Below are 15,982 nucleotides of genomic sequence, written 5' to 3'. Positions count from 1 at the left end.
GGTGCCGGGGTGCGGCGGGCGGGGGCGGGCGCGCCGGGCGGGAATCGCGGTGCCGGGGCGCGCCGGACTGAGGCCTCGGAGCCGCCCGCGCTCAGGCGAGCCAGTCGGTGTAGCGGGTGGCCGCGATGCGGGCGCCGTCCCGGGTGGTCAGCACGTCGCCGCGCACGGCGGCGAACATGCCCGCGGAGTCGTCCGTCACGACGGAGCGCTTGTCGCCCTTGGCGGAGAGGGTGAGGCGGCCGAGGTCGTCGAGGGGGTAGACGTCCGGGCCGCCCACGTCGAGGACGCCGTTCAGCGGAGCGCCCGCGGCGACCTCGGTGACGGCCGCGGCGACGTCGGCCGCGGCGATCGGCTGGATGGGGGTGCGCGGCAGGCGGACGGTGTCGCCGTCGGCGGTCCAGGACAGCACGGCGTCGACGAACTCCATGAACTGCGTGGCGCGGACGATCGAGTACGGGATGGGGCCGGCCTTGAGCAGGTCCTCCTGGAGCGTCTTCGCCCGGTAGTAGGACAGCTCGGGGACCTGGTCCACCCCGACGATGGAGAGCACGACGGCGTGCCCGACGCCCGCCCGCGCGCTCGCGTCGAGAAGGTTCTCCATCGAGGTGCGGAAGAACGCGGGGGAGGCGTCGTCGAAGGTGGGGGAGTTGGTGAGGTTGACGACGACGTCGGCGCCCGTGACGGCCTCCGCCACCCCCGCCCCGCTGATGAGATCCACGCCCGTGGAGGGGGAGTGCGGCACGGCCTCGTGACCGGCCGCGCCGAGGTTCTTCACGACCTGTGAGCCGATGAGTCCGGTTCCACCGAGGACGGCGAACTTCATGGCATGCCTCTTCTCTGGGACGAGTGTCAGGTATGTGTGCTTGTTCTCTGTTTCGCACCTTACGCGTGGTGCGCCGCGGGCCTGATGAGCCGGGCGAGCCCCGTGGGTATCGCGCCCCCGTCGGCGGCTCCGGCCGCCGCACGGGCATGTCATGATCCGTTCATGCCGCTTCCGCGTGTCGCATCCGCCGCACTCGCCCTCGTCCTGCTCGGCCTCACGGTGTCGGGCTGCGCCGACCCGGCGTCGGAGCCCCGCGCGTCCGGGCCCGGACCGGCCGTCCGGGGCTCCGGTGAACCGAAGGGCTTCTGCCCGCTCCCCGAGGAGCAGCCGGCCGCGCCGTCCCCGTGCATCACCTTCGACTGGAACCAGCGGCAGAAGGAGAACCACGGCTACCGCGAACCGGTGCCGATCACCGAGGAGCAGCGGCGGGACGCCGCGCCCCGGGCGGAGGCGCTCGCCGCCGTCCTGAAGCGGCTCGCCGGCACCGGCACCACCCAGGACGGCCTGCGCGCCGCGGCCGCCGGCGCCCTGGGGCTCCCCGAGGAGCGGATCGAACTGCGGGTGCACAGCTTCGACCCGCTCCGTGACGCCCTGGTGGGCGGCGGCGAGGGAAAGGTGTGCGTCAACGGCGGCGTCGGCAGCACGGGCACCGCGTCCGCCGAGGTGATCGGACGCACCAAGGACGGCACCTGCCTGCCCGGACTCGGCGGGCACTGACCCCGGCGGCCGCCGGGGAGGGGGCGGAGGTCCCGTTCCGGTCCTGCTCCGTCGACCGTACGGTCACGGAACGGGAGTTGTCGTACCTGCCGGTTACAGTCGAAGGGACCGACGACGACGAACCGGTGGGGAACCATGGCACTCTTCGGCAACGCACACACCGTCAACCCGGGCCAGGCGCAGCAGGACTACGCGCGGCTGCTCGGGCACGGCGAACAGGTGCAGGCCGCGTACCAGTTGATCCGGGACACCATCATCTTCACCGACCGGCGGCTGCTGCTCGTCGACAAGCAGGGGATCACCGGCCGCAAGACGGAGTACCACTCGATCCCGTACCGCAGCATCACGCACTTCGCCGTGGAGACGGCGGGGACCTTCGACCTCGACGCCGAGCTCAAGATCTGGATATCCGGCATGCCGGCGCCGGTGGAGAAGACCTTCACCAAGGGGGTCGACATCTACGAGGTGCAGGGCATCCTGACGCAGTTCGTGGCGCGCTGAGCGCTGCGCACCGCGTGCCTCGCGGCGGCCCGGTGCGGCGGCGGCGGGCACCCGGCGGAAGGCGCGTGCGACGCGCCACGCGGGGCCCCGCCGAGCGGTGTCCGCCGCGCGGGGCTCGCTACGCCGTGTCCTGCGCGCTGTGTCCGGCGCGCACCGGCCGGTGACCGGACGGCGGCCGCCGCCCCCGGGACGGCCGCCGTCCGGGGGGCGGGTCCGCGACTACGGCTTGCGCGCGACGGCGCCGTAGGCGTCCACCGCCGGGCCGTCGTAGGCGGAGTCGGCGTCCGCACGCCACTCGGTCACGGGGACGACGCCCGGCTCGACGATCTCCAGACCGTCGAAAAAGCCGGCGATCTGCTCCACGGGACGCACGTGGTACGGGATCGCGCCGCTCTCGTTGTACGCGTTCGACGCCGCGATCATGCCGTCGCTGGTGGCCGTGGAGTCGCTGATCACCAGGTAGCTGCCCGACGGCAGGCCCGCCATCAGACGGGAGACCAGGCGACGGGCCTCCTCGTGGTCGGCCACGTGGCCCAGGGTGTTGAGGATGATCAGGGCGACCGGCTGGGAGAAGTCCAGGGTGTCCGCGGCCGCCTTCAGGATGTCGTCGGGCGAGTAGAGGTCGGCGTCCAGGTACGCCGTCTTCCCCTCGGGCGTGCTGGTCAGCAGCGCCCGCGCGTGCGCGAGGACCATCGGGTCGTTGTCGACGTACACGATCCGCGAGTCCGGGGCCGTGCGCTGCGCCACCTCGTGGGTGTTGTCGGCCGTGGGCAGCCCGGTCCCGATGTCCAGGAACTGGCGCACGCCCTGCTCGCCCGCGAGATGGCGGACGGCCCGGCCCAGGAACTGACGGCTGGTGCGGGCCACGTCGACGAGACCGGGGAAGATGTCCTTGATCTGCTCGCCGGTGTCGCGGTCGACCTGGTAGTTGTCCTTGCCGCCGACGAAGTAGTTCCAGAAGCGGGCCGAGTGCGGCTTGCTCGTGTCGATGCGGGCACGTATGTCGGCGGCGGCAAGCTGGGGGTCGTGGTCTGACACGCGTACGTCTCCTTCGGGGCGAGGCAGGTGCTGGGCACCAACCTAGACCAACTGTGCTGGTGAGCAACGGTCTTGGGGTGTCGATCGCGAGGCGGCTCGGCACCGTACCGGGGACGGAAGGGCGGAGAGCGGGACATGACGTGGGCGGACGGACTGCTCGGCTTCGCGGCCGGGCTGCTGATCTCTGTCGTCACCGCGCCCGTCGGGGTGTCCGGAGCGGTGTTCCTGCTGCCCGTGCAGGTCAGCCTGCTCGGTGTCCCCAGCCCCGCGGTCACCCCGACCAACCTCCTCTACAACGTGGTCGCCGGCCCCGGGGCACTGCTGCGGCACCGGGGGAGCGGGCAGTTGCGCGGCCCGCTCACCAGGCTGCTCGTCGCCGGCGCCGTGCCCGGTGTCGTCGCGGGAGCCGCGGTACGGGTGTACGCGGTGCCGGGACCGGTGGTGTTCCGCCTGTTCGTGGCGGCGCTGCTGCTGCCGCTGGGCGTCTGGCTCTGCGCCCGCACCCTGCGCCCCGCCCGTCCCGCCGTCGCGCCGACGACGCCCGCCGGGCGCCCGCCGTCCGGCAGCGGCGGAGAGCCGTCGCCCCGGGCCACGACCTTCCTCGCCGCGGCCGTCGGCGTCGTCGGCGGGATCTACGGGATCGGCGGCGGCTCCCTGCTCGGCCCGCTGCTGGTGGGACGCGGCATGCCGGTCGCCCGTGTCGCCCCGGCCGCCCTCGCCTGCACCTTCGTCACCTCCGTCGTCGGCGCCGCCGCCTACGCCCTGCTCGCCCTCACCACCCCGGGCTCCGTGGCACCCGACTGGTTCCTCGGCGTGGCCTGCGGGCTCGGCGGACTCGCCGGCGGGTACCTCGGCGCACGCCTCCAGCCCCGGCTGCCCGAGACCGGACTCCGGCTCCTGCTGGGGGTGATGGCCGTCGGCACCGGGCTGCTGTACGCCGTGCAGGCCCTGCGGTGAACGGCACGGGCCGTGGCGTTCACCCCAGCTCCCGCACGGCGCGGGCCGCTCACCACAGCGCGCTGTGGCGGTGACGCACGCGCGGCACGTCGACGGTGTCGGCGCCGGCCGCCCGGACGGGCCCGGCGGGCACGTTGACGGCGCGCAGCAGCGCCACCGTCGCCGTCCTGAGCCGGGTGCGGGCACGGCGCTCCTCGATCAGGGCGGCGGTACCGATCGACCGGTCGCCCTGCGACCGGAGGAAGCTGTACACGGCCACCGACCGGCGTACCCGCTCGGGCCGGGCCCGCCGCCCCTCCCGCGCGGCGTCGGCGAGCACACGGGAGCTGTGGCGCAGGTCGTACACGACGACCCGGCGCCACGCGGGATCGTCCTCCCGGGGCTCGGACGGGCGGACGTGACGGGCGGTGCGCGACATGGCGACTCCTCGGCAGCGTCCGCCAGGACTCTCCTGGCGGACCTACCGGAACCCGTGCGGCCCGCGGTCGCGGTGGCAGTTCACGGGGGCAGCCCAAGGGCTTGCAGGGAAGCAGCACCTTGATCTGTGCAAGCCCTCAGCCGCCGCCCATCGCGTCGTGACGGCTGCGGGCGACGTCGAGCAGGACGGCGCGCAGGCTCTCCCGGGTCCGGCCGCGGGTCTTGACCGCGTGGCAGTTGGGGCAGAGGGCGACCATCGCCCGCGGATGGTCGGGACCGCCCCGTGCCAGGTCGAGGACGTGGTCGACCTCCAGCAGCGGCGCACCTCGGTCGGTGACGTCGTCCGGCGCGCCGCCGCAGGCCGGGTTCTCGCACCGGCCGCCGCTCCGCGCGAGAACGGCCCGGCGGGCGGCCGCCGAACGCAGGGGGGCGTGGCGCAGCACGGCTCGTCGCGGGACGCCGCCACCGGCCGCCCCGTCGTCCAGCAGGGCGCACCAGCGCTCGTACTGTGCCGCACGCGTCACCGCCGGATCGGCCGGGGCGCGGGCGGCGGCGATGGATGCGTCCGTGTCCTCGGCCATCGCCGGGTCGTGCAGTCCGGTGTCCTCGAGCAGCGCGGAACCGTCGCCGTCACCGAGGTACTTGAGCAGGATCGCCTCCACGGCGGTGACGCGGGCGAAGCCGGAGCGACGGAGCAGATCGTGGAACGGGGCCGCCAGCCCGCCCGCTGGGCGGTGCCTTGCGAACCACGCCGCGATCTCCGAGTCGCCGTGTGCGGTGGGCACATCGCCGGTGTGGTCGTCGAACTCCCACAGTCCCGCCCGGTGCAGTGCGAGCACGGGATAGTCGGGCCGCGGGCGCGACCCCGGGGGAACATGGCGTGCCAGCAGCGCGGTCAGCGCCTCGGCCGTGTCCGGCCACGGCAGGCTTCTCCTGCTCCCGCGGCGTGCCCTTCCGATGGCCCACAGGAGGGTGACCGGCTGGTGCATGCCGGGCCCCTGCGGCGTGTGGGCCGGGCGCAGCGAGCGTATTCGGTCGAGCAGATCGTTCCTCGGGGTTCCGGCGCCGGGCGGGGTGACGGGACCGGCCGGTGTGACGGGACGAGGCAGTGTGACGGGACCGGGTGGTGCGACGGGACCGGGCGGTGCGACGGGACCGGGCGGTGCGACTGTGCCGGGCGGGCCGCCCGAGGTGTCGACGACCTTGAAGCCGAGGCCGCGCAGCAGCTTCACCGCCCCGGCGAGGCCGCCGGAGAACTCGTCCCTGGACAGCGGCCGCCGGCCCGGCAGAAAGCCGTGTGCCGCTCCGGCCACGGCCTTGGAGTCGTAGCGCCGTCCGTCGATCAGCAGGAAGTAGTCCCTCGCCGGGCCGAAGCCGTACCGGGTCAGGAAAGCGGGACGGCCGATGTCGTCGAACTCGGCCACCGCCCGCAGGACTTCGGACCTGGTGATGTCGATGAGCGCCATGCGGCGCATGGTAGTGCGGGGCGGGGGCCGAGACCTGGCCGGAGCCGTACAGGGGCCGCCCGCCCCCGCGCCAAGGGACCACCGCCCCCGCGCGGTACGCCGGTGTCGGCGGGGCCGCCGTGCCGCGTCGGGCGGCCCGTGCCGGGCGGGGGACGCGGCGCGGCGGTGGGGCTACTCGCCCTCCTCCAGGTCTCCCTCCGTCTCCAGGTAGGCCTGGCGCAGGGCGGCGAGGATCTGCGGGTCGGGCTTCTCCCACATGCCGCGGGACTCGGCCTCCAGGAGGCGTTCCGCGATGCCGTGGAGGGCCCAGGGGTTGGCCTCCTGGAGGAAGGCGCGGTTCACGGGGTCGAGGACGTACGTCTCGGTCAGCTTGTCGTACATCCAGTCGGCGATGACGCCCGTGGTGGCGTCGTAGCCGAAGAGGTAGTCGACCGTGGCCGCGAGCTCGAAGGCGCCCTTGTAGCCGTGGCGGCGCATGGCCTCGATCCAGCGGGGGTTGACGACCCGGGCGCGGAAGACGCGCGACGTCTCCTCGACCAGGGTGCGGGTGCGGACCGTCTCCGGGCGGGTGGAGTCGCCGATGTACGCCTCCGGGGCGGTGCCCCGCAGCGCGCGGACGGTGGCCACCATGCCGCCGTGGTACTGGAAGTAGTCGTCGGAGTCCGCGATGTCGTGCTCGCGGGTGTCCGTGTTCTTCGCCGCCACCGCGATCCGCTTGTACGCCGACTCCATCTCCTCGCGCGCCGCGCGGCCGTCCAGGCCGCGGCCGTAGGCGTACCCGCCCCAGACCGTGTAGACCTCGGCGAGGTCGGCGTCGGTGCGCCAGTCGCGGGAGTCGATCAGCTGGAGCAGGCCCGCGCCGTACGTGCCCGGCCGCGAGCCGAAGATGCGGGTGGTGGCGCGGCGTTCGTCGCCGTGGGCGGCGAGGTCGGCCTGCGCGTGGGCCCGGACGAGGTTCTGCTCGGCCGCTTCGTCGAGCGAGGCCACCAGGCGCACCGCGTCGTCGAGGAGGCCGATGGTGTGCGGGAACGCGTCCCGGAAGAAGCCCGAGATGCGCAGCGTCACGTCGATACGGGGACGGCCCAGTTCGGCGAGCGGCACCGGCTCCACGCCGGTGACCCGGCGCGAGGCGTCGTCCCACACCGGGCGGACGCCCAGCAGCGCCAGCGCCTCGGCGATGTCGTCCCCCGCCGTGCGCATCGCGCTCGTGCCCCACAGCGACAGGCCGACCGAGGTGGGCCACTCGCCGTTGTCGGCGCGGTAGCGCTCCAGCAGCGAGTCCGCGAGGGCCTGTCCGGTCTCCCAGGCGAGCCGGGACGGCACCGCCTTCGGGTCGACCGAGTAGAAGTTCCGGCCCGTCGGCAGGACGTTGACCAGCCCGCGCAGCGGGGAGCCGGACGGGCCCGCCGGGACGAAGCCGCCGTCGAGGGCGTGCACGGCGTGGTCGATCTCGTCGGTGGTCCGGGCGAGCCGCGGCACGACCTCCAGGGCGGCGAAACGCAGCACCGCCGCCACGTCGTCGCCGTGCGAGTCCGGCACGGCGGCCGGGTCCCAGCCCGCCGCCTCCATGGCCTCGACCAGCTCGCGCGCCTGCTGCTCCACGGTGTCGGCCGCGGTCCGGGTCGCCTTCGACTCGTCCAGGCCGAGCGCCTCGCGCAGACCCGGCAGCGCGGTGGTGCCGCCCCAGATCTGGCGGGCCCGCAGGATCGACAGGACCAGGTTGACCCGCTCCGGGCCGGTGGGCGCGCCGCCGAGGACGTGCAGGCCGTCGCGGATCTGCGCGTCCTTCACCTCGCACAGCCAGCCGTCGACGTGCAGCAGGAAGTCGTCGAAGCCGTCGTCGTCCGGCCGGTCGGCCATCCCCAGGTCGTGGTCGAGCTTCGCCGCCTGGATCAGCGTCCAGATCTGGGCCCGGATCGCGGGCAGCTTCGCCGGGTCCATGGACGAGATCTGCGCGTACTCGTCGAGCAGCTGCTCCAGGCGGGCGATGTCGCCGTACGACTCGGCCCGGGCCATCGGCGGGACCAGGTGGTCGACGAGCGTCGCGTGCACCCGGCGCTTGGCCTGGGTGCCCTCGCCCGGGTCGTTGACGAGGAACGGGTACACCAGCGGCAGGTCGCCCAGGGCGGCGTCGGGCGCGCACGCCGCCGACAGGCCCGCGTTCTTGCCCGGCAGCCACTCCAGGTTGCCGTGCTTGCCGAGGTGGATCATCGCGTCGGCGCCGAAGCCGCCGTCGTCCGCGGACGCGGCGATCCAGCGGTAGGCCGCCAGGTAGTGGTGCGAGGGCGGCAGATCGGGGTCGTGGTAGATCGCGATCGGGTTCTCGCCGAAGCCGCGCGGCGGCTGGATGAGGACCAGCAGGTTCCCGCGGCGCAGCGCCGCGAGGACGATGTCGCCCTCCGGGTTGCGGGACCGGTCGAGGAACATCTCGCCCGGCGCCGGACCCCAGTGCTCCTCCACCGCCTCGCGCAGCCCGGCCGGGAGCTGCGCGTACCAGCGGCGGTAGTCGGCGGCCGGGATGCGGACCGGGTTGCGGGCCAGCTGCTCCTCGGTGAGCCACTCCTGGTCGTGGCCGCCGGCCTCGATCAGGGCGCGGATCAGCTCGTCGCCGTCGCCGGACACCAGGCCCGGGATGCCGGCCTCGGGCCCGAAGTCGTAGCCCTCGGACCGCAGCCGCCGCAGCAGGGCCACCGCGGAGGCGGGGGTGTCGAGGCCGACGGCGTTGCCGATCCGGGAGTGCTTGGTCGGGTACGCGGACAGCACCAGCGCGACCCGCTTCTCCGCGTTCGGCACGTGGCGCAGGCGGGCGTGGCGCACGGCGATGCCCGCGACCCGGGCGGCCCGCTCCTCGTCGGCGACGTAGGCGGGCAGGCCGTCCTCGTCGATCTCCTTGAAGGAGAACGGGACGGTGATCAGCCGGCCGTCGAACTCCGGCACCGCCACCTGGGTCGCGGCGTCCAGCGGGGAGAGGCCCTCGTCGTTCTCCTCCCAGGACGCGCGGGAACCGGTCAGGCACAGCGCCTGGAGGATCGGGACGTCGAGCGCGGCGAGCGCGCCCGCGTCCCAGGACTCGTCGTCGCCGCCGGCCGACGCGTCGGCCGGCCGGGTGCCGCCCGCCGCCAGCACGGTGGTCACCAGCGCGTCGGCGGCGGCCAGTTGCTCCAGCAGCTCGGGCTCGGGGACGCGCAGGGAGGCCACGTAGAGCGGCAGCGCCCGCCCGCCCGCCGACTCGATGGCGGAGCACAGGGTGTCCACGAAGGCGGTGTTGCCGCTCATGTGGTGGGCCCGGTAGTAGAGCACCGCGATGAGCGGGCCGTCCGCGGCCGGGGCGGCCGTGCGGCCGAGCCGGCCCCAGGAGGGGGCGGCGGCGGGCGGCTCGAAGCCGTGGCCGGTGAGCAGCACGGTGTCGGAGAGGAAGCGGGCCAGCTGCTCCAGGTTCCCGGGGCCGCCGTGCGCGAGGTACGCGTGGGCCTCGGCCGCGATGCCGATGGGCACCGTGGAGGCCTCCATCAGCTGCGCGTCCGGGGCCTGTTCACCGCTGAGCACCACGACCGGCCGGTCCTGGTCGAGGAGCACGTCGATCCCGTCCTGCCAGGCGCGCAGTCCGCCGAGCAGACGCACGACCACCAGGTCGGTGCCGTCCAGCAGCCCCGGCAGGTCGTCGACCAGGAGCCGGGAGGGGTTCGCGAAGCGGTAGGCGACGGGGCCTTCGGCCGCACGCGCGCTGAGCAGGTCGGTGTCGGACGTCGACAGGAGCAGGACGCGGGCCTCGGAGGTGTGCGACCCGGATGAGAGCTGCATGCGGCGGCTGGCCTTCCTCGGGGTTTCCGCGCCCCGGGCGGTGAAGGACGGCGGGAGTTCCTGGCTCACCCGGCGGCGCGCGCGTGCTGCGCTGCTGCCGGGCTCACAGTGGCGGGACCGCGCCGGAATCGCACCGGGCTTCCTCCCCTGACGCCGTCTTCGGCGGTGACGGACCGTATGGCCCGCCGATGAGCATAGTAAGGGCCGTCACCCCGCCGTGAGGAGGTGGCTTGTGTGATGGTCGGTATGCTCGCCGCCATGCCTGCGACCCCCGCCAACCGCCCGGACCGGGACGAATCCCCCGTCCGGGACCGCGGCGACGCCTGCCCCGGCGCGCTGCGGCTGCACACCGCGGACGACGGTGCGCTGGCGCGTGTCCGCGTCCCGGCGGGGCTGCTCTCCGCGCGCCAGGCGCACGCCCTCGCGGACGCCGCCGACCGCCTCGGCGACGGCGCCCTCGACATCACCTCGCGCGGCAACCTCCAGCTCCGCGGCCTCGACGCCGCGCGCGCACGGGAGTTGGCGGACCTTCTCGACGCCGCGGACCTGCTTCCGGCGCCCGCCCACGAACGGGTGCGCAACGTGGTCGCCTCTCCGCTGTCCGGCCTCGACGGGCACGGACACCTCGATGTGCAGCCGCTCGTACGGGAGCTGGACGCCCTGCTGTGCACCGGCGCACGCGCTGCCGCGCTCTCCGGCCGGTTCCTGTTCGCCCTCGACGACGGGCGCGGGGACATGGCGGAGCTCAACCCCGATGTGATGTTGATCGCAGAGCCGCCCGCGAGGACGGCGGGCGGCGCGGGAGCGCCGGCCGCCACCACGACGGCGACGGCGACCGTGACGGCGCCGGGGACAGCGACCGTGACGGCGGGGACGGCGGCGGACGGGGAGGGGGCGGCCGGCGCCGGAGTGCCGGTCGCGGGCCCGCCGGGTGCCGCAGCCGGAATCGCCCCCGGTTCGTCCGGCGCCGCCTGGAACAGCGGCCTCCGGGTACGCGTCGCCGCGGGTGACGCGCGGGTCCTGGTCCGCCCGGAGGACGGGCCGCGCATGCTGATGCTGGCGGCGGAGGCCTTCCTCGACGCCGCCGACGCCTGCGGCACCCGCCCCTGGCGCATCCGCGAACTCCCCCCGCAATACGCCCTGTCCACCCCCGGCCTGCTGCGCCGGGCCGCCGCCGCGGGGGTGGCCGCCGAGCCCGTGTGGTCAGCCGAGCCCGCGGAGCCCGTGTGGTCCGCTGAGCCCGCACAGTCCACAGAGCCCGCGGAGCCCGCTGAGCCCGCGCGGCCCGCGCCCCCCGCACCCGGGGCGCACGCCCGGGACGGGGTGGAGACGGCGGTATGCGCCGGGGTGGTGCTCGGGCGGATGAGCGCCGCGCAGGTGCGGAGCCTCGCGCGGGTCGCGGAGCGGCACGGGACGGGGGAACTGCGCGTCACCCCCTGGCGTTCCGTGGTGCTCCCGGGCGTCGCGGCCGCCCTCCTGCCCGAGCTCGCCGCCGCCGGCCTCGTGACCGGCGCCGGATCCCCGTGGCACGGCGTCAGCGCCTGCACCGGACGCCCCGGCTGCGGGAAGGCGCTCGCCGACGTACGCGCCGACGCCGCCGCGCTCGCCGACGTACGCGCCGACGCCGCCGCGCTCGCCGCCGCCGGCGCGGGCGGGATTCCCGTGCACTGGTCCGGCTGCGGACGACGCTGCGGACACCCGCACGGCGGCCATGTCGACCTCGTCGCGACGGGCGAGGGGCGCTACACCCTCGCCGTGGTCCCCGCGCCCGGCGCCCTCCCCGCAGAGACTCCCGCGCCCGGCGCCGCCGCCGCGCCGGACCCTCCCGTACGCCACGACCCTGCCGTACGCCACGACCTGCACGTCCCCGAACTCGCCGGCGCCCTCGCTGCGGCGCGCGGCGGGCGGCCCCTCCACCACCGACCCGCTACGACGAAGTGAGCGAGAGCACAGTGTTCGACTACGAGAAGGACGGCGCGGAGATCTACCGCCAGTCCTTTGCCACGATCCGGGCCGAGGCGGACCTCGCGGGGCTGCCCGCCGAGGTGTCGCAGGTCGCGGTCCGCATGATCCACGCCTGCGGGATGGTCGACCTCGTCCGCGACCTCGCGTACAGCCCCGGGGTCGTGCTCCGCGCCCGCGAGGCGCTGCGCGCCGGCGCCCCCGTGCTGTGCGACGCGCAGATGGTCGCCAGCGGCATCACCCGCAAGCGGCTGCCCGCCGGCAACGACGTGATCTGCACGCTCTCCGACCCGTCGGTGCCCGCCCTCGCGCAGAAGCTGGGCACCACCCGTTCCGCCGCCGCGCTCGACCTCTGGCACGACCGGCTCGAAGGCTCCGTCGTCGCCGTCGGCAACGCGCCCACCGCGCTGTTCCGGCTGCTGGAGATGATCGCGGAGGGCGCCCCGCGTCCCGCCGCCGTCATCGGGGCGCCCGTCGGCTTCATCGGAGCCGCCGAGTCCAAGGACGCGCTCGCCGCCTCCCCGCTCGGCCTGGAGCACCTGGTGGTCCGCGGCCGTCGCGGCGGCAGCGCCATGGCCGCCGCCGCCGTCAACGCGATCGCGAGCGAGTCGGAATGAGCGAGCACACCGCCCCGGCCGGGCGGACCACCCCGGGCGCACAGCCCGCTCCCGGCGAGCACCCCGCACCGGCCGCGCCCGCACCGGCCGCGCCCACCCCCACCGGCCGGCTGTACGGCGTCGGGCTCGGCCCCGGCGACCCGGAGCTGATGACCCTGCGCGCCGCGCGGATCATCGCCGAGGCCGACGTCATCGCGTACCACTGCGCCCGCCACGGACGCTCCATCGCCCGCTCGATCGCCGCCCCGCACCTGCGCCCCGAGCACATCGAGGAGCGCCTGATGTACCCGATCACGGTCGAGACCACCGACCACCCGGGCGGCTACCGGGGTGCGCTCGACGACTTCTACGAGGAGGCCGCCGCCCGTCTCGCAGCGCACCTCGACGCCGGGCGCACCGTCGCCGTGCTCGCCGAGGGCGACCCGTTCTTCTACGGCTCGTACCAGCACATGCACAAGCGGCTGGCCCACCGCTACCCGACCGAGGTGGTCCCCGGCGTCACGTCGATCAGCGCCGCCGCCGCCCGGCTCGGCACCCCGCTGTGCGAGGCGGAGGAAGTCCTCACCGTCATCCCCGGCACCCTGCCCGAGGACGAGCTCGCGGCCCGGCTCGCCGCGACCGACTCGGCCGTCGTGATGAAGCTCGGCCGCACCTTCCCCGCGGTGCGCCGCGCCATGGAGACCTCCGGCCGTCTGGACGAGGCCCGTTACGTCGAGCGCGCCACCATGAGCGGCGAGCGCACGGGACGCCTCGCGGACATCGACCCGGAGTCCGTGCCGTACTTCTCGGTCGCCGTCGTCCCCAGCCGGACCGCCACCCCGCCCCCCGCCCCGGAGGGCGGCGAGGTCGTGGTCGTCGGCACCGGACCGGCGGGCCCGCTGTGGCTCACGCCGGAGACCCGGCGGGCGCTGGCCGACGCGGACGAACTCGTCGGCTACACCACCTATCTGGACCGGGTGCCGCACCGGCCCGGCCAGATCCGGCACGGCTCGGACAACAAGGTCGAGTCCGAGCGCGCCGAGTTCGCCCTCGACCTCGCCCGCCGCGGACGGCGCGTCGCCGTCGTCTCCGGCGGCGACCCCGGTGTCTTCGCCATGGCCACCGCCGTCCTCGAGGTCGCCTCGCAGGCGGCGTACGCGGACGTGCCGGTCCGTGTGCTGCCGGGCGTCACCGCGGCCAACGCGGCCGCGGCGAAGGCCGGTGCGCCGCTCGGCCACGACTACGCCGTGCTCTCGCTCTCCGACCGGCTCAAGCCGTGGGAGGTGATCGCCGAACGGCTGCACGCGGCGGCCGCCGCCGACCTCGTCCTCGCGCTCTACAACCCCGGTTCGCGCAGCCGCACCTGGCAGGTGGGCAAGGCCCGCGAACTCCTCCTGGAGCACCGGGCCCCGGACACACCCGTGGTCCTCGGCCGGGACGTCGGCGGGCCGCAGGAGAGCGTACGGATCGTGCGCCTCGGCGAACTCGACCCGGCCCAGGTCGACATGCGCACCATCCTGCTGGTCGGCTCCTCGCAGACCCGCGCGGTCCGCCGCGGCGACGGCCACGAGATCGTGTGGACGCCGCGCCGCTACCCCGAGTAGCGGCACCGCGTCCCGGGCATCCCCCGTCGTCCTGGTCCGCCGGCCGCCGTTCACCGCGGGGCGGCGCCCCCCAGGGTGTCCGTCCAGGCGGCCGCCTCCTCGGGGCCGGCCGCCACCGCCACGCCCGGCGGCACCGGCGGCCGGCGGACCAGGACGACGGGGATGCCCGACTCCCGGGCCGCGGTCAGCTTCGGCGCGGTCGCCGCGCCGCCGCTGTCCTTCGTGACGAGCACGTCGATGCGGTGCCGCCGCAGCAGGCCGCGTTCCCCGTCGAGGGTGAACGGGCCCCGGTCGAGCAGCACCTCGGCGTGCGGCGGGCACGGCCCGTCCGGCGCGTCGACCGAACGGACCAGGAACCAGACGTCGTCGATGTGCGCGAACGAGGCGAGGCCCATGCGCCCCGTGGTCAGGAACACCCGCCGGCCCAGCGCCCTGGCGGCCCCGGCCGCCTCCTCCAGGGAGCCGACCGGGTGCCAGTCGTCACCCGGTACCGGCGTCCACCCCGGGCGGCGCAGGGCCAGCAGGGGAACATGGGCCCCGGCGGCGGCTTCGGCCGCATGGAAACTGATCGTCCCGGCGAAAGGATGGGTGGCGTCGATGACCGCGTCCACCGCGTGCTCGCGCAACCAGCGCTCCAGGCCCCCGGCGCCGCCGAAGCCGCCGATCCGGACCTCGCCGGGCGGCATGCGGGGAGCGGCGACCCGCCCGGCGAGGCTGCTGGTGACCCGCGCGCCCCGGGCGTGCAGCAGCTCCGCCGTCAGGCGGCCCTCGGTCGTCCCGCCGAGGATGAGTACGTGCGTCGGCATGAGGGTCCTTCATGGCTGAGCCGGCTGCGGGCGCGGGCGCCGGTGCGGGTGCGAGGGCGTCGGGCGGTGGGCGTGAGGCCCAACTCAAGCACACCGGTCTGCGGCCCGGATGGACGACCGGGGCCTGCGCGACGGCGGCCGCGACCGCCGCGTACACGGCGCTGCTGACCGGGGACTTCCCCGACCCGGTGACCATCACGCTGCCCAAGGGGCAGACGCCGTCCTTCGCCCTCGCCGTCGAGTCCCGCACGGGGGCGACGGCCACCGCGGGGATCGTGAAGGACGCCGGCGACGACCCCGACGTCACCCACGGCGCGCTGGTCCGCGCCACCGTCCGCCTGCTGCCCGCCGGGTCCGGCGTCGTCTTCCGCGCCGGGCCGGGCGTGGGCACGGTCACCCGGCCGGGGCTGCCGCTGGAGGTGGGGGAGCCCGCGATCAACCCGGTGCCCCGGCAGATGATGCGCGACCACGTCGCGCTCGTGGCCGCCCGCCACGGCGGCACCGGCGACGCCGAGATCACCGTCTCGATCGACGACGGGGAGGAGATCGCCCGCTCCACCTGGAACCCGAGACTGGGCATCCTCGGCGGCCTGTCCGTCCTCGGGACGACGGGGATCGTGGTGCCCTACTCCTGCTCCGCGTGGATCGACTCCATCCGGCGCGGAGTCGACGTGGCCCGGGCCGCGGGACGCACCCACGTCGCCGGCTGCACCGGGTCGACCTCGGAGAAGACGGTCGTCTCCGTGTACGGCCTGCCCGAGGACGCGCTCCTGGACATGGGCGACTTCGCGGGGGCGGTCCTCAAGTACGTGCGCCGGCACCCCGTCGAACGCCTCACCGTCTGCGGCGGGTTCGCCAAGCTGTCCAAGCTCGCGGCGGGCCACCTGGACCTGCACTCGGCGCGCTCCCAGGTCGACAAGGGGTTCCTGGCGGAGCTTGCCCGTACGGGAGGGGCGGACGCGGCGCTCGTCGCGGAGATCGCCGCGGCGAACACGGGGCTGGCGGCGCTGCGCCTCTGCGAGGCGGCCGGGGTCCCGCTGGGCGACCTCGTCGCCACCGCCGCGCGGGACGAGGCCCTCACCGTGCTGCGCGGGGCGCCGGTCGCGGTGGACGTGATCTGCGTGGACCGCGCGGGGGTCGTCGTCGGGCGCTCCGGGGTGGCGTAGCGCTCCGCGCGGGGGTGCGGGCCGCTGCGGGGCGGGTCCGGAGCCGGTGCCCGCCGCCGGCCTGCGACGGGCCCGCCGCGGGCACCCCTGCTGCGCGCGGGCGGATGCGAGGTCCCCCTGAGGCCCGG

13 protein-coding genes and 1 riboswitch are annotated in these 15,982 nt (G+C 75.4%); of the genes, 7 read left to right on the top strand and 6 right to left on the bottom strand.

Going from position 1 to position 15,982, the window contains the following annotated elements; all coding sequences use genetic code 11:
- Window positions 1-91: 91 nt before the first annotated feature.
- Complete coding sequence (locus IAG43_RS09265) at window positions 92-823, bottom strand: SDR family oxidoreductase (protein WP_187740278.1); 732 nt, start codon at window positions 821-823, stop codon at window positions 92-94.
- 162 nt (window positions 824-985) lie between these two features.
- Here IAG43_RS09265 and IAG43_RS09260 point away from each other — a divergent pair, with 162 nt between their 5' ends.
- Together IAG43_RS09260 and IAG43_RS09255 are read left to right on the top strand one after the other, a co-directional pair.
- Entirely contained in the window at window positions 986-1,540 is a 555-nt protein-coding gene (locus IAG43_RS09260) for a precorrin-3B C(17)-methyltransferase (protein ID WP_187740277.1), read from the top strand.
- A gap of 135 nt (window positions 1,541-1,675) precedes the next feature.
- Window positions 1,676-2,041: a PH domain-containing protein gene (locus IAG43_RS09255; protein ID WP_147992152.1), complete on the top strand. Its 366-nt coding sequence runs from the start codon at window positions 1,676-1,678 to the stop codon at window positions 2,039-2,041.
- 219 nt (window positions 2,042-2,260) lie between these two features.
- Here IAG43_RS09255 and IAG43_RS09250 read toward each other — a convergent pair whose 3' ends face one another.
- Window positions 2,261-3,079, bottom strand: coding sequence for an SAM-dependent methyltransferase (locus IAG43_RS09250; protein ID WP_187740276.1), 819 nt, complete (start codon window positions 3,077-3,079; stop codon window positions 2,261-2,263).
- 135 nt (window positions 3,080-3,214) lie between these two features.
- On the opposite strand from IAG43_RS09250, the gene IAG43_RS09245 reads away from it, so the two are divergent.
- Window positions 3,215-4,036: a sulfite exporter TauE/SafE family protein gene (locus IAG43_RS09245; RefSeq protein ID WP_187740275.1), complete on the top strand. Its 822-nt coding sequence runs from the start codon at window positions 3,215-3,217 to the stop codon at window positions 4,034-4,036.
- Window positions 4,037-4,085: 49 nt separating this feature from the next.
- Here the strand turns inward: IAG43_RS09245 and IAG43_RS09240 are convergent, their stop codons facing one another.
- The 3 genes from IAG43_RS09240 to cobN all read right to left on the bottom strand — a co-directional run bounded on the left by IAG43_RS09240 (window position 4,086) and on the right by cobN (window position 9,720).
- Window positions 4,086-4,454: a hypothetical protein gene (locus tag IAG43_RS09240; RefSeq protein ID WP_246574191.1), complete on the bottom strand. Its 369-nt coding sequence runs from the start codon at window positions 4,452-4,454 to the stop codon at window positions 4,086-4,088.
- A gap of 136 nt (window positions 4,455-4,590) precedes the next feature.
- Window positions 4,591-5,919, bottom strand: a complete 1,329-nt coding sequence (locus tag IAG43_RS34945; protein WP_281403961.1) for a phosphorothioated DNA-binding restriction endonuclease family protein — start codon at window positions 5,917-5,919, stop codon at window positions 4,591-4,593.
- Window positions 5,920-6,090: 171 nt separating this feature from the next.
- A complete protein-coding gene (cobN, locus tag IAG43_RS09230; RefSeq protein ID WP_187740273.1) occupies window positions 6,091-9,720 on the bottom strand; it encodes a cobaltochelatase subunit CobN in 3,630 nt (1,209 codons plus the stop codon).
- Window positions 9,721-9,775: 55 nt separating this feature from the next.
- A riboswitch (cobalamin riboswitch) is annotated at window positions 9,776-9,864 on the bottom strand.
- Between the two features lie 114 nt (window positions 9,865-9,978).
- Between cobN and IAG43_RS09225 the strand changes: the two genes are divergently transcribed.
- From IAG43_RS09225 to IAG43_RS09215, 3 genes are read left to right on the top strand one after another with little or no spacing between them, the layout of a single operon-like run.
- Window positions 9,979-11,661 (top strand): cobalamin biosynthesis protein CobG, encoded by a 1,683-nt coding sequence (locus tag IAG43_RS09225; protein WP_246574189.1) that lies wholly within the window; start codon window positions 9,979-9,981, stop codon window positions 11,659-11,661.
- Entirely contained in the window at window positions 11,658-12,299 is a 642-nt protein-coding gene (locus tag IAG43_RS09220; RefSeq protein WP_187740271.1) for a precorrin-8X methylmutase, read from the top strand. The genes IAG43_RS09225 and IAG43_RS09220 overlap by 4 nt, the downstream gene beginning before the upstream one ends.
- Window positions 12,296-13,882 carry a precorrin-2 C(20)-methyltransferase gene (locus tag IAG43_RS09215; RefSeq protein WP_246574186.1) on the top strand — a complete coding sequence of 529 codons (1,587 nt, stop codon included), beginning with the start codon at window positions 12,296-12,298 and terminating at the stop codon, window positions 13,880-13,882. The genes IAG43_RS09220 and IAG43_RS09215 overlap by 4 nt, the downstream gene beginning before the upstream one ends.
- 50 nt (window positions 13,883-13,932) lie before the next feature.
- Here IAG43_RS09215 and IAG43_RS09210 read toward each other — a convergent pair whose 3' ends face one another.
- Window positions 13,933-14,688 (bottom strand): cobalt-precorrin-6A reductase, encoded by a 756-nt coding sequence (locus IAG43_RS09210; RefSeq protein WP_187740270.1) that lies wholly within the window; start codon window positions 14,686-14,688, stop codon window positions 13,933-13,935.
- 11 nt (window positions 14,689-14,699) lie between these two features.
- Here IAG43_RS09210 and IAG43_RS09205 point away from each other — a divergent pair, with 11 nt between their 5' ends.
- The gene (locus IAG43_RS09205; protein ID WP_187740269.1) at window positions 14,700-15,854 is read left to right on the top strand and encodes a cobalt-precorrin-5B (C(1))-methyltransferase; all 1,155 of its coding nucleotides are present in this window, start codon (window positions 14,700-14,702) and stop codon (window positions 15,852-15,854) included.
- The last annotated feature ends 128 nt before the right edge of the window (window positions 15,855-15,982 follow it).

This window comes from Streptomyces genisteinicus (genome assembly GCF_014489615.1).
GTDB classification, from domain to species: Bacteria; Actinomycetota; Actinomycetes; order Streptomycetales; family Streptomycetaceae; genus Streptomyces; species Streptomyces genisteinicus.
The sequence above is the reverse complement of the archived record's forward strand: the minus strand, read 5'-3'. Positions and strand labels throughout refer to the sequence as shown.